General features: G+C 45.0%; 22 protein-coding genes, 1 rRNA gene and 1 pseudogene. All 24 read left to right on the forward strand.

What is annotated here, in order from left to right; translation table 11 throughout:
- Positions 1–3: 3 nt before the first annotated feature.
- Positions 4–270: an RNase P modulator RnpM gene (gene rnpM, locus VB077_RS07725; RefSeq protein WP_323414650.1), complete on the forward strand. Its 267-nt coding sequence runs from the start codon at positions 4–6 to the stop codon at positions 268–270.
- Positions 267–563: a L7Ae/L30e/S12e/Gadd45 family ribosomal protein gene (locus VB077_RS07730; RefSeq protein ID WP_323414651.1), complete on the forward strand. Its 297-nt coding sequence runs from the start codon at positions 267–269 to the stop codon at positions 561–563. The genes rnpM and VB077_RS07730 overlap by 4 nt, the downstream gene beginning before the upstream one ends.
- 46 nt (positions 564–609) lie before the next feature.
- A complete protein-coding gene (infB, locus tag VB077_RS07735) occupies positions 610–3,432 on the forward strand; it encodes a translation initiation factor IF-2 (protein WP_323414652.1) in 2,823 nt (940 codons plus the stop codon).
- A 22-nt stretch (positions 3,433–3,454) separates the two neighbouring features.
- The gene (gene rbfA / locus VB077_RS07740; RefSeq protein ID WP_323414653.1) at positions 3,455–3,832 is read left to right on the forward strand and encodes a 30S ribosome-binding factor RbfA; all 378 of its coding nucleotides are present in this window, start codon (positions 3,455–3,457) and stop codon (positions 3,830–3,832) included.
- Positions 3,822–4,802, forward strand: coding sequence for a bifunctional oligoribonuclease/PAP phosphatase NrnA (locus VB077_RS07745; RefSeq protein WP_323414654.1), 981 nt, complete (start codon positions 3,822–3,824; stop codon positions 4,800–4,802). The genes rbfA and VB077_RS07745 overlap by 11 nt, the downstream gene beginning before the upstream one ends.
- Positions 4,786–5,667 (forward strand): tRNA pseudouridine(55) synthase TruB, encoded by an 882-nt coding sequence (gene truB / locus VB077_RS07750; RefSeq protein WP_323414655.1) that lies wholly within the window; start codon positions 4,786–4,788, stop codon positions 5,665–5,667. Before VB077_RS07745 ends, truB begins: the two co-directional genes overlap by 17 nt.
- Before the next feature lie 36 nt (positions 5,668–5,703).
- Complete coding sequence (locus VB077_RS07755) at positions 5,704–6,666, forward strand: bifunctional riboflavin kinase/FAD synthetase (protein WP_323414656.1); 963 nt, start codon at positions 5,704–5,706, stop codon at positions 6,664–6,666.
- A gap of 96 nt (positions 6,667–6,762) precedes the next feature.
- A complete protein-coding gene (gene rpsO / locus VB077_RS07760; RefSeq protein ID WP_323414657.1) occupies positions 6,763–7,029 on the forward strand; it encodes a 30S ribosomal protein S15 in 267 nt (88 codons plus the stop codon).
- Positions 7,030–7,236: 207 nt separating this feature from the next.
- Entirely contained in the window at positions 7,237–9,447 is a 2,211-nt protein-coding gene (locus tag VB077_RS07765) for a polyribonucleotide nucleotidyltransferase (protein ID WP_323414658.1), read from the forward strand.
- Positions 9,448–9,515: 68 nt separating this feature from the next.
- Positions 9,516–10,271 carry a polysaccharide deacetylase family protein gene (locus tag VB077_RS07770; RefSeq protein ID WP_323414659.1) on the forward strand — a complete coding sequence of 252 codons (756 nt, stop codon included), beginning with the start codon at positions 9,516–9,518 and terminating at the stop codon, positions 10,269–10,271.
- 21 nt (positions 10,272–10,292) lie between these two features.
- Entirely contained in the window at positions 10,293–11,393 is a 1,101-nt protein-coding gene (locus VB077_RS07775; RefSeq protein WP_323414660.1) for a D-alanyl-D-alanine carboxypeptidase family protein, read from the forward strand.
- Positions 11,394–11,441: 48 nt separating this feature from the next.
- The gene (locus tag VB077_RS07780; protein WP_323414661.1) at positions 11,442–12,710 is read left to right on the forward strand and encodes a pitrilysin family protein; all 1,269 of its coding nucleotides are present in this window, start codon (positions 11,442–11,444) and stop codon (positions 12,708–12,710) included.
- Between the two features lie 21 nt (positions 12,711–12,731).
- Complete coding sequence (dut, locus tag VB077_RS07785) at positions 12,732–13,184, forward strand: dUTP diphosphatase (protein ID WP_323414662.1); 453 nt, start codon at positions 12,732–12,734, stop codon at positions 13,182–13,184.
- An 82-nt stretch (positions 13,185–13,266) separates the two neighbouring features.
- Complete coding sequence (locus tag VB077_RS07790; RefSeq protein ID WP_323414663.1) at positions 13,267–13,569, forward strand: hypothetical protein; 303 nt, start codon at positions 13,267–13,269, stop codon at positions 13,567–13,569.
- 15 nt (positions 13,570–13,584) lie between these two features.
- Positions 13,585–13,867: pseudogene (locus VB077_RS07795) on the forward strand (YlmC/YmxH family sporulation protein).
- A 113-nt stretch (positions 13,868–13,980) separates the two neighbouring features.
- Entirely contained in the window at positions 13,981–14,784 is an 804-nt protein-coding gene (gene dapB, locus VB077_RS07800) for a 4-hydroxy-tetrahydrodipicolinate reductase (RefSeq protein WP_323414665.1), read from the forward strand.
- 85 nt (positions 14,785–14,869) lie between these two features.
- The gene (dpsA, locus tag VB077_RS07805; RefSeq protein ID WP_323414666.1) at positions 14,870–15,811 is read left to right on the forward strand and encodes a dipicolinate synthase subunit DpsA; all 942 of its coding nucleotides are present in this window, start codon (positions 14,870–14,872) and stop codon (positions 15,809–15,811) included.
- Positions 15,801–16,388: a dipicolinate synthase subunit B gene (locus VB077_RS07810; RefSeq protein WP_323414667.1), complete on the forward strand. Its 588-nt coding sequence runs from the start codon at positions 15,801–15,803 to the stop codon at positions 16,386–16,388. Before dpsA ends, VB077_RS07810 begins: the two co-directional genes overlap by 11 nt.
- A 102-nt stretch (positions 16,389–16,490) precedes the next feature.
- Complete coding sequence (locus tag VB077_RS07815; protein WP_323414668.1) at positions 16,491–17,480, forward strand: aspartate-semialdehyde dehydrogenase; 990 nt, start codon at positions 16,491–16,493, stop codon at positions 17,478–17,480.
- A 57-nt stretch (positions 17,481–17,537) separates the two neighbouring features.
- Positions 17,538–18,764, forward strand: coding sequence for an aspartate kinase (dapG, locus tag VB077_RS07820; RefSeq protein WP_323414669.1), 1,227 nt, complete (start codon positions 17,538–17,540; stop codon positions 18,762–18,764).
- 21 nt (positions 18,765–18,785) lie between these two features.
- Entirely contained in the window at positions 18,786–19,664 is an 879-nt protein-coding gene (gene dapA, locus VB077_RS07825; RefSeq protein ID WP_323414670.1) for a 4-hydroxy-tetrahydrodipicolinate synthase, read from the forward strand.
- Positions 19,665–19,911: 247 nt separating this feature from the next.
- Positions 19,912–20,961 (forward strand): cytochrome c3 family protein, encoded by a 1,050-nt coding sequence (locus tag VB077_RS07830; RefSeq protein ID WP_323414671.1) that lies wholly within the window; start codon positions 19,912–19,914, stop codon positions 20,959–20,961.
- Positions 20,962–21,328: 367 nt separating this feature from the next.
- Positions 21,329–22,993 carry a ribonuclease J gene (locus VB077_RS07835; RefSeq protein ID WP_323414672.1) on the forward strand — a complete coding sequence of 555 codons (1,665 nt, stop codon included), beginning with the start codon at positions 21,329–21,331 and terminating at the stop codon, positions 22,991–22,993.
- Positions 22,994–23,645: 652 nt separating this feature from the next.
- Positions 23,646–24,669, forward strand: a 16S ribosomal RNA gene (locus VB077_RS07840); the annotation flags it as partial.

Raw genomic sequence — 24,669 nt, forward strand, 5'->3', positions numbered from 1 at the left:
CAGATGAAGGCGCGAAAAGTCCCGATGCGGATGTGCTTAGGCTGCCAAGAAATGAAACCTAAAAAAGAGCTCGTTCGAATTGTGCGAACACCGGAGGGAGCAGTGGAACTTGATCCCACAGGTAAACAGAACGGGCGGGGAGCATATATTTGTCCACAGATCGAGTGCTTTAAAACGGCTGTTAAAGGACATCGGTTTCAAAAAGCACTGGACATCGAGCTTTCTCCCGAGTTAATTCAAGAATTAGAAGGGAAGCTGGCCGGTTCGTGATAGAACGGATTTATTCACTATTGGGCTTAGCCCGCAGGGCAGGAAAAATCACTTCGGGGGAATCTCAAGTTGAAGCTATGTTAAAAAAGGGCAAAGGGAATCTCTTGATTTTGGCGGAAGATGCACCGGGAACGCATAAAAAATACACACAGTGGGCCGGGGATTTACATATACCGGTTCTTGTCTTCGGGGAAAAACAAGAGTTGGGAAAAGCAATTGGCTTATCTCAACGCTCGACTGTTTTGGTCATGGATCAGGGATTTGCTAAAGCGATCTTAAAGGTAAGGAGCTGACGGCCTGGAATAAATATCGGGCGCTGAATATGTGGGGGTGGTTGTATTGAGTATTCGTGTTCACGAATTGGCAAAAGAATTAAATTTAAGTAGTAAGGATGTTATGACAAGATTAGAAAGTATGGGAATAGAAATTAAAAATCATTTAAGTGCTGTAGAAAAAGGCGATGCAGATCGTCTCCGTGCTCAAATTACACAGTTAAAGGGTAAAGAAGTGCCCCACACGGCAGCCCCAGGGGAAAACAAAAACGAAGCTCCTAAACCCCATTCGGGAATAGGAGATCATCCCCAAGGTTTACGTCCGGAAATGGGTAATCGTCCACAAGGCCCACGTCCGGAAATGAGTAATCGTCCACAAGGTCCACGCCCGGGAATGGGAGAACGTCCGCAAGGGCCGCGTCCGGGAGTGGGAGAACGCCCGCATGGCCCACGTCCGGGAACGGGAGATCGTCCGCATGGTTCACGTCCGGGAATGGGAGAACGTCCGCAAGGGCCGCGTCCGGGAATGGGAGAACGTCCGCAAGGGCCGCGTCCGGGAATGGGGGATCGTCCGCAAGGGCCGCGTCCGGGAATGGGAGAACGTCCGCAAGGTCCACGCCCGGGAATGGGAGAACGTCCGCATGGCCCGCGTCCGGGAATGGGGGATCGTCCGCATGGTCCGCGTCCGGGAATGGGAGAACGTCCGCAAGGGCCGCGTCCGGGAATGGGAGAACGTCCGCAAGGGCCGCGTCCGGGAATGGGAGATCGTCCGTATGGTCCGCGTCCGGGTATGGGAGATCGTCCGCAAGGGCCGCGTCCGGGAATGGGGGATCGTCCGCATGGCCCACGTCCGGGAATGGGGGAACGTCCGCATGGCCCGCGTCCGGGAATGGGAGAACGTCCGTATGGCCCACGTCCGGGTATGGGAGATCGTCCGCAGGGCCCTCGCCAATCGGCACGTCCTCAACCTGCACCGGGAGCGGTATCCCTCGAACCGCCTAAGCGGCAAAACCCTGTTAAGAAAAAATCTCAAGATCGTTCATTTGAACGGAAGAAAGAAATTGAGAAAGATATACGAAATTATCCACATCAGCATAAACGGAATAACCGTCATGAGCAGAAGGAGGTTCGGGATACCACTCCAAAGCATATTGTTATCCCCGAGTCGCTCACTGTCCAAGATCTGGCCTCGATAATGAGCCGAAAATCAGGCGAACTGATCAAAAAGCTGATGAATTTAGGCGTCATGGCTACGATAAACCAAGAAATTGATGCTGAAACCGCGACGATTTTGGCTAATGAGATGGGTGTAAGTGTAGAAGTTAAAATTGAGAAACCTTTAACAGAGGTCGAAGAAATTGTCGATGATCCGGCAGATCTAGTTTTACGGCCCCCTGTTGTTACGGTAATGGGACACGTTGACCATGGAAAGACTTCCCTGCTGGATGCCATTCGCGCAACGAACGTTATCGCTTCCGAAGCCGGCGGGATTACCCAACACATCGGTGCTTACCAAGTTGAAATTAAAGGGCAAAAGATTACGTTCCTTGATACACCGGGGCATGAAGCTTTCACAGCGATGCGGGCTCGTGGTGCTCAAGTTACAGATATTGCCGTTCTTGTTGTTGCCGCAGATGACGGTGTAATGCCCCAGACCATTGAGGCAATTAACCATGCCAAAGCGGCAGAGGTTCCGATCATTGTAGCTATCAATAAGATCGATAAGGAAGCCGCGCAACCCGATCGGGTGAAACAAGAATTGACCGAATATGGTCTAGTCGTTGAGGAATGGGGAGGCGATACGATCGCCGTACCTGTATCCGCAAAGGGAAGGCAAAATATTGGTCAACTGCTTGAGATGATCTTGCTTGTTGCCGAGATGCGTGAACTAAAGGCAAACCCAAATCGGCCTGCTACTGGTACGGTAATTGAAGCTGAACTTGACAAAGGAAAGGGTCCCGTGGCCACGGTCTTGGTTTCCAAGGGAACATTGAATGTCGGGGACAGCATCTTAGCAGGTTCCGTTTTCGGAAAAGTACGGGCTATGGTTGATGATAAAGGAAGACGCGTAAAAAAAGCAGGGCCATCTACACCTGTCGAAGTACAAGGACTTAATGAAGTACCGGCAGCAGGTGATATATTTGATGTCGTTGTTGATGAGAAACATGCACGTCAAATCGCTGAAGCGCGCGCCAATGTGAGAAAAGCCGAAGAAGCCCGGCAAATGTCCAAAGTTAGCCTTGAAGACTTGTTTGATCGAATTAAAGAAGGAGAAGTTAAAGAGCTTAACGTTATTATCAAAGCCGACGTTCAAGGCTCGGTTGAGGCCCTAAAACAATCCCTTCTTAAATTGTCCACGAGTGAGGTTCGGGTTAATGCGATTCATGGCGGCGTTGGAGCAATAACCGAGACAGATATTATGTTAGCCGCCGCTTCAAATGCCATCATTATAGGATTTAATGTCAGACCCGACTCTAACACGAAAGCTACGGCAGAGTTAGAAGGCGTAGATATTCGTCTCTATCGTGTTATTTATGATGCGATTGAGGATATTAAAGCGGCTATGTCCGGGATGCTTGATCCGGACTTTAAGGAGCTTGTTCAAGGCCGGGCTGAAGTCCGCCAAGTCTTCAAGGTACCGAAAGTGGGCAGTGTTGCAGGAAGTTATGTTACAGAAGGTAAAATCACACGAACCTCAAAAGTCCGCGTGATTCGTGATGGTGTGGTTGTCCATGAAGGTAATCTAGAGTCCCTCAGACGATTTAAAGATGATGTCAAAGAAGTGCTGGAAGGGTATGAGTGTGGAATTGGCGTGGAAAACTTTAATGATATAAAAGAGGGCGACGTTATTGAAGGTTATATCATGGAAGAGGTAAAACGCGAACTATAATTCAAACCCGGAGGAATGACCTATGGCAAAACATCGAGCAAGCCGTTTGGGCGAGGCCTTAAAAGAAGAAATATCACAAATGATCCGCGAGGAACTAAAAGATCCTCGAATCGGTTTTGTAACAGTGACAAGTGTAGAGGTTGCTGAGGATTTAGGACATGCCAAGGTTTTTGTCAGTGTTCTGGGTGATTCTCAACAAAGCAAGGAGTCTCTGGAAGCACTTAATCGTGCAGCCGGTTTCATCCGCAACGAAATCGGGAGAAGGATTCGTCTTAGATATACTCCGGAGATAACGTTTAAATACGATTCGTCGATCGAACATGGTGCTCATATCGCTGAGCTCTTGCGCGAGGTTCATACCGAAAAAACCGAGGACGAGGATGATTCTCATGGCGAATGATATGTCAAATCCCATTGCAGATGAATTACGAAAAGCGCCGGAAGTGGCGCTTTTCTCCCATATTTCCCCCGATGGTGATTGCTTGGGTTCTATGCTGGCCTTAGGGTTAGCCTTGAAAAGGATTGGAAAAAGAGTAAAACTGTATAATCCGGATGAAATCCCCCATAATTTAGATTTCTTACCGGGGGTTCAGGAAGTTCAAAAAGACCTTCCCGAAAGTCTTCCGCAAACCCTTTGCTTTGTTGATTGTACAGACTTACAGCGTACCAATCTTGTGGCAGATCAATTCCCGGAAAACGTTGTTATTCTTAATGTTGATCATCATATTTCGAATCATAACTTTGGAACGCTTAACTGGGTGGACCCTAAGGCGAGCGCCAGCGGAGAGATCATAATGGCTCTTATTGAAGAACTGGGAGTCCCGCTGGATCATGACATTGCGACCAATCTTTATACAGCGCTGGTTACTGATACAGGTTCGTTTCAATACAGCAATACAACGGCAAAGACGCATCTTTTAGCGGCTAAGCTGATGGACGCGGGGATTGATCTTCTTCAAATCCATCACCTTATCTTTGATCAGAAACCATTAGCTCAAGTTAAGCTTTTGAGCAAAGGGTTGAGCGAACTTGAGCTTTATAGCGAAGGCCGGCTGGCCGTGATTACGCTTCATCAAGAAGACTTCGAAGAAACGGGTGCGAAGGAAAATCTGAGTGAAGGTGTTATTAACAACGCGCGGTGTATCGAAGGTGTTGAGGTCGCTGTTCTTTTTAAAGAAATAGAAAAGCAAAAAATACGGATCGGCTTGCGATCCAATCTTTGGTTTAATGTCAATGAATTAGCCGCACGTTTTGGCGGTGGGGGGCATAAAAGAGCTGCCGGCTGTACGATGGAGGTCTCGCTGGAAGAGGCAAGGAAATCTGTGATTCGTACTATTGAGGAGGAATTAAGCATTGGACGGGGTCATTAATGTTCATAAACCCGTTGGAATGACTTCTTCCGATGTCGTAGTCTTGCTGCGGAAAAGCCTAAAGACGCGTAAGGTGGGACATACCGGAACATTAGATCCTGAGGTAAATGGGGTGTTACCCATTTGTGTGGGTAAAGCAACCCGGTTAGCAGAATATCTCACAGATCAGGGTAAATCGTATCGAGCCGAGATTACATTTGGAATTGTGACAGATACGCAGGACGCGCAAGGTCAAATTTTGCGTTCGACTAAGGCTTTGGTAAAAGAGCAGGATTTTTTGCGGATTATTCCTCAATTTTTAGGTTCCATTCAGCAAATCCCTCCGATGTATTCGGCTATACGCCACGAGGGAAAGCATCTCTATGATTTAGCAAGGCAGGGAATTGAAGTTGAACGGCCACCGCGTACCATTACGGTTCAAAGATTGGAACTGCTTTCATGGCAGGCGGGTGAATATCCCAAGGCCGTTTTTGAAGTGGATTGTTCTAAAGGAACCTACATAAGAACTTTATGCCAGGATATAGGCGATGCTATAGGGTGTGGTGCCCATATGTCAAAATTAGTCCGTCTGCGCTCAGGACCGTTTAGACTTGAGGAAAGCTGGACTTTAGAGCAAATCAATGAAGCCCTGGAACAAGGCAAAGATGATTTTCTCATTCCCCTTAATCGTATTTTGGACTTGCCGAAGGTTGTTCTAACTCCGCAGCGGGCTGAGGCATTTCGGCATGGCCTGCCGACATCACAAAGGGGTTTAGGCGCTGTAAAGCTTCCTGAATCGGGACAAGTCCAAGTCTTTACTGACCATGAATTTATCGGGATTGGCAAATGTATTGACCAATCTCTTTATCCGTATAAAGTTTTTTAATAACCCGGTCGTGTAATTAGAGGAGGTATTAACGGAGTGCAGGTTATCCGACAGTTACCTGAAAAACCGTATAAAGCGAGTGTGCTCGCTCTAGGCAATTTTGATGGTGTACACCTGGGACATCGGCGCTTGCTGGAGAGTGGATTAGAGATAGCCCGGAAAAGAGGAATCGAATTAGATGTACTGCTTTTCGAACCTCATCCTTTGAAACTTCTTTTCCCGGAAAAAATGATTGGGTTATTAACAACCTCGGAAAAACGGTTGGAACTCCTAGAAGAGTTAGGGGTGGACAATGTTTTTCTTCTTCCTTTCACCCATCAAATGGCTGATACAACACCTGAAAAGTTTGTATCGGATATTCTTCTTCAACTCGGGATACAGTATGTCGTCGTTGGCTTCAATTATTCTTTTGGCTGTAAAGGGAGCGGGACGCCGAAAGATTTGCAGCATTTTGGCGAAAAGTTTGGCTTCGGTGTCAGCGTGCTTCAGGCCCAAACCATGGCCGGCAAAGTGATTTCTTCCAGCAGCGTACGCAAAGCTTTGCTTGAAGGGAATATCCGGCAGGCACAAATTATGCTGGACCGATATCCCAGTTTAGAAGGAAAAGTTGTTAAAGGCGAACAACGAGGCAGAACGTTGGGGTATCCAACGGCAAACCTTAAATTCCATGAGGATATTCTTATTCCAAAGCGAGGAGCGTATGCCGTCTGGACTGAGCTGAATGGATCAAAAATCTTTGGCATGATGAATATCGGGATGAAACCCACTTTTCATGACGAGTATGTGACCACAGCTGAGGTTCATTTTTTTGACTTTCAAGGCGATCTTTATGATCAAACGTTAAATATTGAGATAGTTGAGCGGCTGCGCGATGAACGAAAATTCTCAAGTGCGGCAGAGCTATTGGAACAACTACAAAAGGACGCTTTGCAAACGAAAAGAATCCTCGAACAGGAAACGGCAGATAACAGGCTTTACAAATCCTTAAATTTCCGGTAAAATAATTTAGAATCTTAATGAACCGCTGACTCGGATGGCCGTACTCCGGCGGCATCTGGGCTGCAGGCGTTTTGAAAAAATGGAGGTTTGACAAAAATGTTAACAGCTGAAAAGAAAAAAGAAATTATTACAAAGTACCAACAACATGAAGGTGACACCGGTTCACCGGAAGTTCAAATCGCGCTTCTGACTGAGCGGATTGCTTATTTGACAGAGCATTTCAAAACCCATAAAAAAGACCATCATTCTCGTCGCGGCCTTTTAAAAATGGTTGGACAGCGTCGTGCCCTTCTCAATTATTTGAAAGAACTTGATTTTAATCGTTATCGTAAAATCCTTACTGATCTTGGATTACGCCACTAATTAATGGTGGATTATTACGGAGAAAGATGAGAAGCAGAGATATTCTGCTTCTCATCTTTATTATTATTAAGGATTGGCCTTCAAAACTGTATTTCTCACGAATTTAATGCGATTTGCTAGATTTTTTATCCAAAATGCAGGAAATAATAATAACATGTCGAAGTGGAAACAAGTTAAGAAGATGGATAGAATTAAGGAGGTTCCATAGTGCAAGATGGAGTATTAGAACGGTCGATTCAGGTCGGGGGAAGGACCCTGATGTTTCAGACCGGAAAGATTGGAAAGCAGGCCGGAGGTGCGGTCTTTTGTCAGTATGGAGAAACCGTGGTTTCAGCTTTTGCAACAGGAAGTTCCGAACCAAGGGAAGGAATTGATTTCTTTCCGCTGACGGTTGAGTTTGAAGAACGTTTATATGCTGCGGGGAAAATTCCCGGCGGATTTATTAAACGGGAAGGGCGTGCCAGTGAAAAGGCTATTTTATCATCACGGCTTATCGACCGCCCCATTCGTCCGTTATTTCCGGAAGGGTATCGCAATGATGTGCAAGTTATAGCTATGGTCATGTCAGTTGATCAGGACTGTGCTTCAGATATTACAGGTATTAATGCTGCATCGGCAGCCTTAACCATTTCTAATATCCCTTTTGAAGGGCCGGTAGCAGCTGTTACCGTGGGCCTGGTTGATGATGAATTCTGCATAAATCCTACGGTTGAGCAGGCGGAAAAAAGCCGCATGCATTTAACGGTTGCAGGAACTAAAGATGCAGTGATGATGGTTGAAGCGGGCGCTCAGGAAGTCCCGGAAGACCAAATGCTTGAAGCCATTATGTTTGGACATCAAGAAGTACAGAAAATTTGCGAATTTATTGAGCAGTTCCGTGCTGAGGCTTTAGAGATGGGACTTGCTAAAGATAAACAGGAAGTTCAAGTGGATCAAATCCCCGCTCACATCGTGGAAGCTGTAAACACATATGCTTTCGAAAAAATGGATCAAGCCGTTCGTACGGAAGAAAAGAAAGCACGTGAAGTGGCTGTCAAAGCGGTTAAGGATGAGACTTTGGAGCATTTTGCCGAGGAGTTCCCCGAAGAAATCAATTATGTCGATCGTGCTCTTGAAAATTTAGTGCATAGAATTGTACGCCGCTTAATTACCGTTGAACATATCCGTCCCGATGGACGTGCCCTGGACGAAATCAGACCGATTACGATCGAGGTGGGAATACTCCCCCGAACCCATGGTACGGGGCTCTTTACCCGCGGTCAAACTCAGGTTCTGACTGTGGCAACGTTGGGAGCGAGCGGTGACGAACAAATTCTGGATGGGCTGGGACTTGAAAAGTCAAAACGCTATATTCACCATTATAATTTCCCGCCCTTCAGCGTGGGTGAAACTCGACCGATGAGAGGACCGGGGCGTCGTGAAATAGGACATGGGGCCTTGGCAGAGCGTGCTCTCCTTCCGGTTATTCCGGATGAAACAGAGTTTCCTTATACGATCCGGCTTGTTTCGGAAGTATTGGAATCCAACGGCTCAAGTTCTATGGCTTCAGTTTGCGGCAGTACACTTGCCTTGATGGATGCCGGGGTTCCCATTAAATCACCCGTTGCGGGGATTGCGATGGGGCTGATCAGCGAAGAAAACCAAATCGCGATTCTTACTGATATTCAAGGACTTGAAGACCATGATGGGGATATGGACTTTAAGGTTGCCGGAACACGTGAAGGTGTTACCGCACTGCAGATGGATATTAAGATCAAAGGCGTTTCCCGCGAAATCCTCGACAAAGCACTGCAGCAAGCCAAAAAAGGAAGAATGTTTATTCTTGGTAAGATCTTAAACGTGATTGACAAACCAAGAACTCAACTTTCGCCGTTTGCCCCCCGGATCATTACAACGTCAATTCATCCGGATAAGATTCGCGATGTCATTGGACCAGGCGGGAAGACAATTAAGAAGATTATTGACGAGACCGGGGTCAAAATTGATATCGAAGATGATGGGCGTGTATTTATCTCAGCGATCGATGGTGAAGCCGGGGAAAAGGCACTTAAGATCATTGAGGCTTTAACACAGGATGTTGAAGTCGGAAGGATTTACAATGGCCGTGTGACCCGCATAATGGACTTCGGCGCTTTTGTCGAAGTTATCCCCGGTGTCCTGGGATTAAGTGGGAAAGAGGGGCTTGTTCATATTTCTCAACTGGCACATACCCGGGTTGAAAAGGTTGAGGATGTTGTCAAAGTCGGAGATCAGATTCTCGTTAAAGCAACGGGAATTGATAAGCAAGGCCGGCTCAATCTTTCCCGAAAGGAAGCCATTCCCAATCCTAACCCTAACCCTAACCCTAACTCTAACTCTAACCCTGGTGCCGGGACAAATAATAACCATCAGGGAAATCATTTTAACAGAAATAGATAACCGCAAACGAACCCTAACTTCTGCATCGGCCTCCCCTTGCATACATCTTAATGTAAGGGGGTAGGCCGATGTATCTGTACTTTAAACTTTCGCGCAGAACAATAAAAATATTAGCGATAAGCTGTTTATTGCTTTTAGGAGTCTTTTTTAAGCAAAGAATCGCCGCAACTTTAGCGGCGGGACCGCAACCGATCGATCAGGTCAAAACCGAGGAAAAAGTGATCGCTATTACGGTCAATGTGGATTGGGGAGAAGAGTATATCCCAGGCATACTTGATGCATTGGATCAGGGACAAGCAAAAGCAACGTTCTTTTTAACCGGCCGTTGGGCAAGCAAAAATCCGGAATTAGTCAAGGAAATTTTGGCCCGTGGACACCAAATCGAAAATCACGGTTACTCCCATCCGCATCCTGATCGGTTATCCGTAGCTCAAAATGAGGAAGAAATCGTGAAGACGGAAAAAATAATTCAGGATATAACAGGGCAAAAGTCAAAGTACTATGCTCCTCCTTATGGCGAAAAAGGATCATCAGGCTTGAAGGCGGCGCAAAATCTGGGCTATCAAACGATCTTGTGGACCTTAGATACGGTCGATTGGCGACCGGACAGTACTCCTGAAATAATAACCCAGCGGATCTTAAATCCTGCGGTCCGTTTCGGGATAAAACCCAAAAAAGAAGGGGCTATAATTTTAATGCATCCCAAAGAAAATACGGTAAAGGCCCTTCCCAGAATTTTAAACGGATTAAACAGTGAGGGCTTTAAAATGATAAAGTTATCGGAACTGATAACATTGCAGCCTGTCGGAAATACTACCTCATAGCATATAATGTGAGGTGGTATAATGTTCAGTCTAAAGCTTAAGCAAGTCTGTTGGTTTGCTTTGCTTGTTACTATACTGGAAGTTCAGCCGGTACAAGCCATAAATCCATCTTATCCTACTGTAACGGCAGATGCGGCTGTGCTTATGGATGCGGCTACAGGGGATGTTCTTTTTGATAAGCAAGCTCATAAAAAGCGGGCTCCCGCAAGCACTACAAAAATGATGACCGCGATCTTAGGGCTTGAGCTGGGAAAACCCGATGAAATTGTAACGGTCAGCCCTAAGGCTGCAGCCGTGGGGGAATCCACAATCCATCTTGATCCCGGTGAAAAGTCCACACTCTATGAGATGATTACGGGTGCCTTGATCAAATCGGGAAATGATGCGTGTGTAGCCATTGGTGAACAAATTGCGGGGAGTGAGGACCAATTTATCGAGATGATGAATAAAAAGGCCTTTTCACTCGGGGCGAAGGATACCCATTTTGAAAATACGAATGGTTTACCCCATAAAAATCACTATTCTACGGCCTATGATTTAGCCTTGATCGCCCGATATGGATTGAGTCTTCCCGCATTTTCTTCGATTATAAGGCAAAAAGAGACGGAAATACATTTTCTGGAACCTGATTTTTTGATGGATTTACGCAATACCAATAAACTTCTCTGGAATTATCCTTATGCCGATGGGGTTAAAACAGGGACAACAAATGCGGCGGGAAAATGTCTGGTGGCATCGGCAACAAAGGACGGACGCCAATTAATTGCGGTTGTGCTTCATGCGCCTAATCGCTTTGGAGATGCGCAGAAACTTTTCGAATGGGGATTTGAGCAAACGGAAAATGTCTCAGTGGTCAAGGCGGGGGAAAAGGTCGGAGTATTTCCATTGAATCAGTCACAAACGCTTGAAGCTCTGGCCCAATATTCCGTAAACATTAGTGCGTTAAAAATAGAAAAAGATAAAATTGAAACAAAAATTACATGGACGCGTTCGACAGATTTACCGATCTATGCCGGTGAAGAGCTCGGAGTTCTTGAAGTTTGGCTTAAGGGACAGAAAATAACAAGCGTGCCTTTGATTGCAGAACGAGAGATGAGAAACGTTAATCCGTTTCTTCGCTGATATTAAAGATATGCTTTATACTTAGACTGCTGAGGGGATGTGAAAACAGTGTACAAAAAGACTGTTTTGCCAAATGGTGTACGAATTATTACCGAAGAGATTGATTATGTTCGTTCTGTTTCGATCGGATTATGGGTAGGGGCGGGTTCTCGCGATGAGCGTGAGGAGTATGAAGGAATATCACATTTTATTGAACATATGCTTTTTAAAGGCACAAAAAAACGAACCGCACGAGATTTAGCAGAGTCCTTAGAAAGTGTGGGCGGACAGCTTAATGCCTTTACAACCAAAGAATATACGTGTTTTTATGCCAAAGTTTTGGATGAAGATATGGATCTGGCCATTGATGTTTTGAGCGATATGTTTTTCAATTCCTTATTTGATGAAAAAGAAATTGAAAAGGAAAAAAAGGTTGTCATTGAAGAAATTAAGATGTATGAAGATTCCCCGGATGAACTGATTCATGATCTTTTCTCCGAGTATGTTTGGAATGATCATCCCTTAGGTAAACCGATATTAGGCACAGTAGAAAGTATTCATGGTTTAAGCCGGGAAAAAATCATGGACTATCTCGGGCATCATTATGCACCGGAAAATTTAGTCATTGCCGTTGCCGGGAAAATTAACCATGAAGATGTTATTAATAAATTAGCCCCGATCTATGGTGAATTTAAACGAGGCGGAATCCGCATTCTTGAAGGAACACCAAAGGGACAAAGAATTTATCGCTACAACACCAAGGATACCGAGCAAATGCATCTTGTTATGGGAGTACCCGGACTCGGACAGGACGATGAGGATATTTATCCGATGCATATTATCAATAATGTCCTCGGGGGAGGGCTGAGCTCTCGATTGTTCCAAGAGGTAAGAGAACAAAGAGGACTGGCTTACTCTGTTTATTCATACCATTCGACCTATGTTGATGCCGGAATGTTCGCAATCTATGCAGGCACAACCCCTGATAATACGCAGGAGGTTGTTGAATGTATTCTTAACGAGATTCAAAAGATGAAAGCGCATGGCATAACCGCAGACGAATTAGTAAAAACGGTAGCCCAAGTGAAGGGAAGTCTTTACCTCGGACTCGAATCCGTAAGCAGTCGGATGAGCCGTTTAGGTAAAACCGAATTGAGTTATAATCGGGTTATTTCTCCCGAAGAGATGGTTGAAAAACTTGAGAAGGTAACCTTGGAAGATGTTAAAAGGGTCATGAACCGTCTTTGGGTTAAAGACAAACTCAGCATCGTCATGATGGGGCCAAAGGGGCATGACCTTGAATTAGATCAATTATTTGACAAAGCGAATTGGCATTAACCTTAAATGTGGGGGAGAAATATGGATTGTATTCCGGTTAAAATTAAAAACATGAGACCCAAACACGAACTTGTCGTACCGGAATATGCGACTCCGGGTGCGGCAGGAGTGGATTTACATGCAATTTTGGAGCAGGATTTAGAACTTCTTCCGGGCCAGACGGCAAGGATTCCCACGGGGATCGGAATCGAACTGCCTCAGCCTGATATTGTTGCTTTAGTATTTGCGAGAAGCGGATTGGCGTCAAAGTATGGTTTAACTCTGATCAATGGTGTCGGTGTAATTGACTCGGACTATCGCGGTGAAATTCAAGTGGCCATGATTAATCTGGGCCATGATCCTTTTACACTTCATTCCGGCGATCGTATTGCGCAAATGGTTTTTATGCCGGTTTATTTAGTTCAATTCCTTCCTGTGCAGGAACTTGCGGAAAGCGAACGCGGAGAGGACGGATTTGGATCAACGGGAAGGTAATTTAGACAATCGACTCGATTCGTTTTAATAAGTTCTAGGGATGTTTTCCTTGTCATACTATCCCATAGAGGGGTGGTTAAGGATGCAGGCCTTAGGGCTTTTTTGTTTGGGTTTAGGAATCTTAGCCTCGGTTAGGGCGCGGGCCTATCTCCTGATGTGGCGTTCTGAACCGAAGGAAAGCCTGCTTTCAAAGGCGCTTACTCAGCTGGTGGGTACGGCAGGAGGAATTTATCTTTCTTTTGAATTATTGTTTTCCTTCCTAAAGATTCCCGAAACGTGGTGGAGTGAAAACAATTTCATCGTTGAACCGCTTGCCTTAGTTTCTTTAATATTGGCCATTATTCAGCCTTTTGTGATTCAGATCTGGCTTAAAATACGCAAATAAGGGGAGGAAGTAGATATGCTTCTTAGTGATTTGGCAGGAAAAGAAATCATTAATCTATTTGATGGGGCCAAACTTGGTCAAATTGGGGATGCTGATCTGACGATTTCCTCGGGGGGAGCGATTGAAGCGATTATTTTAACATCGCGTTCAGGCTTTGGCGGCTTTTGGGGTAACATAGGGGATAAAGAAAGGGACACTCTCGTTATTCCGTGGCAAGCCGTTAAAAAGATAGGCTCGGAAGTAATTATTGTTGATATAGATAAATAAAACAGAACGAATTAATAAATATTCAATTTGACACGACTTTAACAATTTACTACAATAAAAAGAAACTTAGACGAACCCCGCCTTGCTGTTTTGGCAACGGGGTTTTGCCATATCCTCGTGGATAATAAATGGAGGCGTTATAAATTGAAAAAAATACGCGTATATGTTTCCGGCGCCGGCGGTAAAATGGGCCAAGAAGTAGTCAAAACCATTCTTAAGCAGGAAGATATGCAATTAGTAGGGGCATCGGATACGCGTCAAGCGGGAATGGATGTTGGCTATGCGATTGGTACACCGAGACTCGGAATTGATATGTCCGGTCCGTTGGATGCTGAGATGCTGCGCACAAGTCAGGCGGATATCCTGGTTGATTTTACGAACCCTCAATCCGTTTTAAAAAATGCCAAACTGGCAATCGCTGAGGGTGTTGTACCCGTTATTGGCACAACAGGTCTCGACGAAACCGATCTGGCCGAAATTCGGGAACTTGTGGATCGGGAAAAATCAGGGGCTTTTATCGCACCGAATTTTGCAATTGGCGCTATTCTTATGATGCGGTTTGCGCAAGAAACAGCAAAATACTTTCCTAATGTAGAAATCATTGAGCTTCATCATGACCAGAAATTAGATGCGCCTTCGGGGACCGCACTAAAAACAGCGGAATGGATTTCTGAGGTTCGTAAACCTACGGTCCAAGGACATCCTAATGAATATGAAAAAGTTCAAGGTGCACGCGGTGCGGATGTGGATGGAATGCATATTCATTCGGTTCGCTTACCCGGTCTTATCGCTCATCAGGAAGTCCTTTTCGGAGGGTTAGGACAAACCTTAACGATTCGTCATGATGCTTATTCGCGCGAAACTTATATGCCCGGTGTTATGCTGGCCATACGAAAGGCTCTGGGGCTTACTTCGCTGGTCATTGGACTCGATAATTTCCTTGAATAGGAAATTTCCTCAGGGAACCGCATTCATCTCTCCCTCATATACTGGTTAGTAGTCATGGGACATCAGTCTCAAAGGGGGCATAAAGATGAGTGCGAGTCTGAAAGGAATTCGACTGGCCGTGATCGGAGGGGATGATCGAGAACTTTTTCTAATTCCTGAATTAGAAAAATTAGGGGCCTACATAGTCGGAGTCGGCTTTGAAAAAGCGGCACCGATAAATGGCCTAAATCATGCATCATCCCTGATTGAAGCGGTAAAACAAGCGGATGTTCTGCTTTTCCCAATGTATGGTACCGATGAACGAGGCGTTATCAAAGCGAAGTATGCAAATTATCCAATAGTCCTGGATAGGGAAGTCCTTCAAGCAATCTCCCCACATGTACCGCTGATTATCGGCTGGGCCCGACCGGCTCTAAAGTCTGCAGCAGAAATGATGGGAATTCGGGTTATCGAAACTGCATTTCTTGATGAAGTTGCCATTCTTAACTCAATACCTTCTGCCGAAGGGGCTATTTCAATGGCGATGGATTCCTCCGTGATTACAATTCATGGAAGCCAGAGCTTTGTCTTGGGTCTCGGCCGTAACGGATGGACAATTGCTCGAACATTAAAGGGGATGGGTGCTCAGGTTACAGGGGTAGCTCGCAAACCGGCTGATATAGCTCGGGCAACGGAGATGGGCATCAATGCCCTTCATTTCTCAGACCTTGAAAAGGAAATTGGCCGGGCGGATTTTATATTTAATACGGTTCCTCAACTAATTCTGGATAAGGTCTTGTTAGAGCAAGTTTCCAAAGATGCGGTTATCGTTGATATTGCCTCGATTCCCGGAGGAACGGATTTTGAATACGCGCAGCTGCTCGGAATTAAAGCCATGCTGGCTCCGGGACTGCCGGGAATAGTTGCTCCGAAATCGGCTGCTAAAATTCTGGCTCAAGTCTACCCTCAGCTTATTCTTCGTCACTTAAACACGATAATGAACACTTCTATAAGACTTGAAGTGGAGGTGCGAAGGAATGAGATTTAACGGGTTGAAAGTTGGAATGGCAATCACGGGTTCTCATTGTACATTGCATGAAATTACAGGGGTTTTACAACGTTTAGTCGATGAAGGCGCAGATGTTACCCCGATTATCTCTTACTCTGTCAATAGTATGGATACACGTTTTGGTAAAGCTGAAGATTGGAAAAGAAAGTTTTCCGAAATTACGAAAAAGGATCTGATTTCTACAATCCCGACTGCGGAACCGATTGGACCTCAGAAAAAATTCGATTGTTTAGTGATAGCTCCGTGTACGGGAAACACCCTTGCCAAATTAGCCGCCGGAATTACGGATACACCGGTGCTCATGGCGGCGAAAGCCCATCTGCGCAATCAACGCCCTTTAGTGATTGCTATTTCCACTAATGATGGATTAGGACTTAATGCTCGAAATATTGGAACTTTATTAGCAACAAAAAATATTTATTTTGTTCCATTTGGGCAGGATAGCCCGGTTAATAAATCGAATTCATTAGTAGCGCATATGGATATGGTTCCCGATACCGTTCTGTTAGCGTGCGAGGGAAAACAAATTCAGCCCATATTAGTGGATTATCATTGATTGTTTAAGGCAGGGTCGATTATTTATAGGTGCCATGCTTTTCAATAAGCACGGCACCCTTTTCAATAATTTTGAACATAAATATTCTAAGGAGGGGCTTACATGCCAAATGTTGCTATTGTTGGTGCTACAGGAGCCGTAGGACAAGAGTTTTTAAAAATCTTTGCCGAGAGGAATTTTCCGGTTGACGAATTACGCCTTTTGGCGACAAAACGTTCGGCCGGTAAAAAGATAACGTGGCAAGGACGTGAATTTGAGGTGGAAGAAACGACCCCTCAAAGTTTCAAAAATATAGATATCGCTTTATTTGCGGGTGGATCGGCAAGTACGGTATTTGCCGAAGCGGCTGTTCGTAGTGGCGCCGTCGTTATTGATAACAGTAGCGCATTTCGGCTTGATCCGGAAGTCCCGCTTATCGTGCCGGAAGTGAATCCGGAAGATGTAAAGTGGCATAAAGGAATTATTGCCAACCCGAATTGTTCAACCATCATTGCCAATGTGGCCTTAAAGCCCATTTTCGATCTGGCCGGAATTAAACGTATCGTGGTCTCTACTTATCAAGCGGTTTCGGGCGCCGGACGTGAAGGAATTGAGGAACTTGAAGCCCAAATGAAAGCGATGGCCAATGGTGAAGAGGTTGTAAGCGAAGTTTTCCCTTACCAAATTGCCTCCAACTTGATTCCGAGAATTGACGTTTTCCAGGAAGGTGATTACACTAAGGAAGAATGGAAAATGGTCAAAGAAACACGTAAAATATTCCATGTACCTGATATGGCCATTACAGCCACAACGGTTAGGGTGCCGGTGTTCCGCAGTCATTCTGAGTCAATTAATATTGAAACACAGCGGAAGGTCAGTGCTGCCGAGGTTAAAGAAGCCTTGAGCAAAGCGCCCGGAGTAAAGGTCATTGATGATTCGGCAAAAGATCAGTACCCGATGCCTTTCTATACTTCGGATACGGATGAAGTTTATGTAGGCCGGATTCGAGAAGATTATTCGATCGCCAACGGACTGAACATCTGGGTCGTCGGTGATCAGATCCGTAAAGGGGCAGCTACGAACGCCGTACAGATTGCGGAACTGCTTCTTTAGAAACACCTTATATTGGGGTTGTGTAAGAACAAATATGGAGTGAGTGGGGGAGTTCGGATGCGAGTCTTAGTTCAAAAATTTGGCGGGACTTCTTTAGCAACGGCCGAACGGCGCTCTCAAGTGACGGCTAAGATTTCGGAAGCGATAAGAGAAGGTTTCTCACCGGTTGTAGTTGTATCAGCGATTGGCAGAACGGGAGATCCATACGCGACTGATACATTTATAAACATGGTTAAAGGAATTTCAACTGAATTGCCACAGAGGGAACTCGATCTTTTGATAAGTTGCGGGGAAGTAATATCGGGGACTGTGATGGTGAGCACCCTCAAGAGTTTAGGCTTTGATGCGGTACTTTTGACCGGGGGTCAGGCAGGAATTATTACGAATAACAACTTCGGTGATGCTCGAATCATTCGAGTTGAACCCAAAAAGATTGTCGAGCACTTAAAAGAGGGTAAAGTTGTTGTTGTTACAGGATTTCAAGGGATCACGGAAGATGGACAAGTTACAACCCTTGGACGCGGAGGAAGTGATACGACCGCTTCAGCCCTGGGCGTTGCTTTGAATGCCGAAGCCATTGATATTTATACTGATGTCGAGGGAATTATGACAGCTGATCCTCGTATTGTTGAAGATGCCCGCATTATAGATGTCGTTACTTATAATGAAATTTGCCAATTAGCGCATCAGGGAGCTAAGGTGATTCATCCTAGGGCAGTCGAGATTGCGATGCAGCGCAATATTCCCCTAAGAATAAAATGTGCCTTCTCCGATGCGCCGGGTACTTTAGTGACAAGCCTTCAAGCGGATATGAGCGTTGGCACAGATATTACGGGGGATCGAACGATAACGGGAATAGCACATACTCCTAAGGTCACTCAAATTTGTATACCTACCCTGAACCTACCGGATATCTTACTTGCCAATAAACAAATATTTAGGGGAATGGCACTCGCCGATATTAGTGTGGACTTTATCAGTGTTCAGCCGGAGGCCATATTATACACGGTAAGAGATGATGAGGCTGATAAAGCGGTTAAAATTCTGGAAAATATGGGTTTTAACCCCTCAGTTGTTCCAAGTTGTGCAAAAGTGTCCATAGTCGGAGCGGGAATTCATGGAGTACCGGGAGTAATGGCAGATATGGCAGAGGCTTTATCCGATGCCGGTGTTCGTATTTTGCAGTCGGCAGACTCCCATACCACAATATGGGTTCTTGTCGATCAGGAAAATATGGTTAAAGCAGTTCAAGCCTTGCATAAGAAATTTAAACTGGGGGCTTAATATAAGAGGGAGTTGAGAAAAATGGACTTTGGTAAAATTTTAACGGCTATGGTTACTCCTATGAAAGACAATTCGGATGTGGATTTTGAAGAAGCCGGCCGCTTGGCCAAATATTTAGCCGAACACGGCTCGGACGGCATTGTTGTCGCGGGTACAACCGGAGAATCGCCAACTTTGAGTACAGATGAAAAACTGGAATTATTCCGAGTTGTAAAAGAGGCTGTGGGTAAGGATGTTATTGTGATTGCCGGCATTGGTTCGAACTCGACCGCAAATAGTGTTGCGTTAGCCCAGAAAGCGGCAAAAACGGGTGTCGATGGCTTAATGGCGGTTGTCCCTTATTACAACAAACCATCTCAAGAGGGATTATACCAACATTTTCGGGTGATCGCCGAAGCATCGGAACTTCCTCTGATGCTTTACAATATTCCGGGTAGAACATCAATCAATTTACTCCCCGAAACGGTTCTTCGTTTAAGTAAAGTTCCGAATATCGTGGCTTTAAAAGAAGCCGTCGGCATGATGGATCAAGTAAGTGAACTGAAACGAATACTTCCTGAAGATTTTATGGTCTACAGCGGAGATGATTCGCTCACACTGCCTATGCTTGCCCTCGGCTGCAGCGGGATAATCAGCGTTGCCTCGCATGTCGTGGGGGATGAAATGAAGAAAATGGTTGATGCTTGGTTTGAAGGAGATACGAAAAAAGCGTTGCAATGGCACCTTAAACTTATGCCGATTTTCAAGGGAATTTTTATTACCGCAAATCCGGTGCCTGTTAAATACTTAGTCAATACGCTTGGAATTAAAGCAGGAAAAGTACGTTTACCTCTTGTAGATGCCAATCCCGAAGAAAAAGAGTTTTTAACAAACCTTCTTAAGAGGGTAAAAGAAGGATAAATTTTAACCGATAAAGTAAAATTTATCTTTATGATGGTATATAAAAAAACTGTTGTCATCAGTGACGACAGTTTTTTTATGATTTTTTTGTGAACATTATCTAGTAAATTATTAAAATATTTGCTAAAATGGAAAATGTCATTACCAGTTAAAGGCTATGCATCTAAAGAATGTAATCCTTGACACAACAAAGTAGGAGGTGAAACAGTAGTTTTCACGTGTCAGAAGAAGTTAGGGGGAAAAGAATGTGAAAAGAGTAAAACAGTTTGTCCTTGCTTTAGCATTCACAACATTAGCGGGAGGTGTTCTTGCGGGTTGTGGTAGCCAGCCTGCTACAGCACCGGAACAATCTAAAGAAACGGCTAATATGCAGGAAGCTACATATGTTGGCACAGATACCTGTAAAGTCTGTCATGCCGAAGAAGCCGCATCAGTAGCCAACACGGGTCATGGTCATGCTTTTAAACCACTTTCTGATTTTCCGACTTCACAGCCCTTAGGTGAAATCACAGTTTATGACTCAAGCAATACGGAAAAGGCTGTTTCTACGAAAATTGATATGTCCAAGGCCAAAGTCTACGGTGTAATGATGAATGATTATATTGTTGTTGAAGTTCCCAAAGAAGCGGGATTTAAAGATTCAATATATCGTGTAGCCAAGGTGGAAAAAGACGGGGATAAATATACTATTGCCGCCGCCAGCCAAAAAGATATGGATAAAGACGGAAAAGGGGATTGGATGGCTTCGAATTTCACTTGTGGTTCATGCCATGCACCCGGAATTACAACGAATCCCGATGAACCGGGAATTTCTTGTGAGTCTTGTCATGGTCCCGGAAGTATACACGTTTCTGCCGAGGATAAAAAGGGAACAATGGATGTTTCGGACAAGTCTTGTCTCACCTGTCACCCGCTTGAACCGGCAAAAGATGCAAAAGGCAATTACACGGTTCAAAATCATTATGGTACACGGGACTTCTTCGCAAGTGCCCATGCTGAATCCAATATTAATTGTCTTAAATGCCATTCTACCCACAAAGCCAATGCAAATGGACAACTCCTGAAAAAGGATAATCCTTCTGATGTTTGCACTACCTGCCATGCAGGTGAGAAGTTTGATATAACTCAGATGATGTGGAAGAATAAAACCGATGCCTATGGCCATATTAGTGCGGATCATAGTTTTGGAGCGATAAAATATGAGGATCTGGGTGATGACCCGGCAACTAAACCGATTGAAATTAAGAACCAACGTATAATCGATATTATTAATCAGAAATTTCCGAATCTAAAATAATCCCTAGGATAAGCGGGAATAAATAAATCAAATTGTGGGGCTGTCGCAAAACAGCCCCTTTTTTGCGCGCCCATAATTATGGACTATTGCAATAACCCTTGTTTTATATAATATTTAACAAAGTGGATTTTGTAAGAGAATTCAGTGATCTTGCTAGTTTCGCATAAAAGAGTTATAATGATAATTAGATTAATTGTGCGGCTAGTTTCAAATTGATGCGTCGAAATACTGGCAAACACCAGGGGCGTTGTGTTTGTTGCAGTATTTCTAAATTTCGTTGTCTATGATTGCGTCTTATGAAACGTGACTACCCAAATGGGCACAATATCGCAATTCGAAAGTAAATATATAGTGGAGGTGTAAATAATTGCCAAAGGAACATAAGGTTCAGATTATACCTTTGGGTGGCTTAGGTGAGATCGGTAAAAATATGACTGTGGTTCGTTATGATAATCAAATGGTCCTAATTGATGCCGGCCTTGCATTTCCTGATGACGAAATGCTCGGCATTGACGTTGTTATTCCGGATTATTCATATTTAATCGAGCATAAGGAGATGCTTCAGGGGATATTATTGACGCATGGTCATGAAGACCATATCGGAGCTTTACCCTATCTCCTGAAAGATTTAGATATTCCCATTTTTGCCACACGGTTAACGTTGGGACTCATCCAGTCAAAACTCAAGGAAAGTAATTTGAACTATATCAATGCTACAGTCGTTGAACCTCGAGATATTATCAAACTGGGGATCTTTAGAATTGAATTTATCCGCGTCAGCCATAGTATTCCCGATGCTGTGGGGATAGCTGTTCATACCCCGCTCGGTACGATTGTTCACACAGGCGATTTTAAACTTGATCATACTCCTGTTTCCGGCGAAATTATGGATATTCATAAGTTCTCTGAGCTGGGGGACAAAGGGGTACTTTGTTTAATGTCGGACAGCACCAATGTTGAGCGTACGGGTATAACGATGTCAGAACGAAATGTTGGACATACGTTTGAAGAAGTATTTAGTTGCGCTAAAGAGCGCATTATTATTGCTAGCTTTGCATCTAATGTACATCGGATTCAACAAGCAATTTCTGCGGCTTATAAGACAAACCGTAAAGTGGCCGTGGTTGGACGAAGTATGGTAAATGTTGTAGCTATTGCCTCTGAATTAGGGTACCTGGATATTCCTGAGGGAACTTTAGTGGATGTTGATGAAATTGTAAATCTTCCCGGTAATCAGGCCTGTATTTTGACAACAGGAAGCCAGGGTGAGCCGATGGCAGCTTTATCGCGTATGGCTATGAATGAACATCGCAGTGTCAGTATTCAGCCGGGAGATACGGTCATTATTTCAGCTAGCCCAATTCCCGGAAACGAAAAGTCGGTTGCCCGCACAATTGATCGTCTTTACAAACTCGGGGCAAATGTGATCTATGGTTCAACTAATGGGGTCCACGTGTCTGGCCACGCAAGTCAGGAAGACTTAAAATTGATGCTGAACATGGTTCGCCCGCAGTATTTTATTCCGGTCCACGGAGAGTACCGAATGCTGGTGCAGCACATGTATCTTGCGGAACAATTAGGAATGGCAAGAGAAAATATCTTTTTAGCTGAAAACGGCAGCGTTATCGAGTTTACGCGTCATGGCGCCAGCATGACGGGAAAAGTACAAGCCGGTAAAGTTTTAATTGATGGTTTAGGTGTTGGGGATGTTGGCAATATCGTTCTACGTGACCGTAAACAGTTATCCCAAGACGGAATTCTGATTGTCGTTATGACGATCAGTCGTTCAACTCGTGCTATAGTCGCCGGGCCTGATATTGTAACGCGTGGCTTCGTTTATGTTCGTGAATCTGAATCAATGCTTGTTGACGCAAAAGAAAAAGTTCGTCAAACCATGGATCGTTTAAAGGAAAGTCACGTAACTGAATGGGCTGTATTAAAAGGACAAGTACGGGATACGCTGAGTAAACACTTTTATGAAAAGACGCGTCGCCGTCCAATGATTTTGCCGATTATTCAAGAAGTTGAATGATAATAAGCAATAGAAATAAGTAGATAACAAATCATTTAATATTAGGGAAAGAGAGGTGTTGCCTCTCTTTCTTGTATTATTAGCATACGAAGGCAATGGACGGTCAAGTGCCGCTGAAGCCAAACAAGTGCGAGACTATCGGGACGGCAAGAAGCGGCCGTCTGCGCTAGAAGCTCGGCGCAAGCCAAGCATTCCTTTCAAGCATTTCTTTATAGAAGAAGTTTATATTTTACGGGTTTATATTATATATTTTACAATATAGTAAATATAAAAATAGGTGTTGACATTAAGTCTTAGCCTATGGTATTCTAATTGAGCGCTGAGGGACGGATATCCTAAAGCCGGCTAAGATGCTGGCAAGCGCCCGGAGGATAAAATTAACAGTTGACTCGAGAGAGGAGAAATGTTAATCTAAAACTCCCCGCCGATGAGCTTTGAGGGAAACCGATAAAGTTTTAAACAAAGTTCGGAAGCGAAAAAAGTACTTGACTCGCAAGAGTCGATCTGCTAAAATAAATAACTGTCGCGGGTAGCTGCGGCAAACCAAAAACCAAGTTTAGTCTTATGGTCTTTGAAAACTAAACAACAAGGAACAGCCAATGACTCGTCAATGAGTAAAAGACAATTTGAGCAATCAAATTTTCTTCATAAATTTATGGAGAGTTTGATCCTGGCTCAGGACGAACGCTGGCGGCGTGCCTAACACATGCAAGTCGAACGGAGAACTCGAAAAGCTTGCTTTAAGAGTTTTTAGTGGCGGACGGGTGAGTAACGCGTGGGTAACCTGCCCATTAACCCGGGACAACCCTTGGAAACGAGGGCTAATACCGGATACGCTTAAGGGATGGCATCATCGCTTAAGGAAAGATGGCCTCTGAACATGCTATCGATAATGGATGGACCCGCGTCTGATTAGCTAGTTGGTGGGGTAACGGCTTACCAAGGCGACGATCAGTAGCCGGCCTGAGAGGGTGAACGGCCACACTGGGACTGAGACACGGCCCAGACTCCTACGGGAGGCAGCAGTGGGGAATCTTCCGCAATGGACGAAAGTCTGACGGAGCAACGCCGCGTGTACGACGAAGGCCTTCGGGTTGTAAAGTACTGTCTTCAGGGACGAACGGTAGGTATGAAAATATTGTATGTACATGACGGTACCTGAGGAGGAAGCCCCGGCTAACTACGTGCCAGCAGCCGCGGTAATACGTAGGGGGCAAGCGTTGTCCGGAATCATTGGGCGTAAAGGGCGCGTAGGCGGATCATTAAGTCTGGTGTGAAAACTTGGGGCTCAACCCCAAGCCTGCATCGGAAACTGGTGATCTTGAGGACAGGAGAGGAAAGTGGAATTCCACGTGTAGCGGTGAAATGCGTAGAGATGTGGAGGAACACCAGTGGCGAAGGCGACTTTCTGGACTGTAACTGACGCTGAGGCGCGAAAGCGTGGGGAGCGAACAGGATTAGATACCCTGGTAGTCCACGCCGTAAACGATGAGTGCTAGGTGTAGAGGGTATCGACCCCTTCTGTGCCGCAGTTAACACAATAAGCACTCCGCCTGGGGAGTACGGCCGCAAGGTTGAAACTCAAAGGAATTGACGGGGGCCCGCACAAGCGGTGGAGCATGTGGTTTAATTCGACGCAACGCGAAGAACCTTACCAAGGCTTGACATCCTCAGAA

It is taken from the genome of Desulfitobacterium sp. (genome assembly GCF_034927245.1).
Lineage (GTDB): Bacteria > Bacillota > Desulfitobacteriia > Desulfitobacteriales > Desulfitobacteriaceae > Desulfitobacterium_A.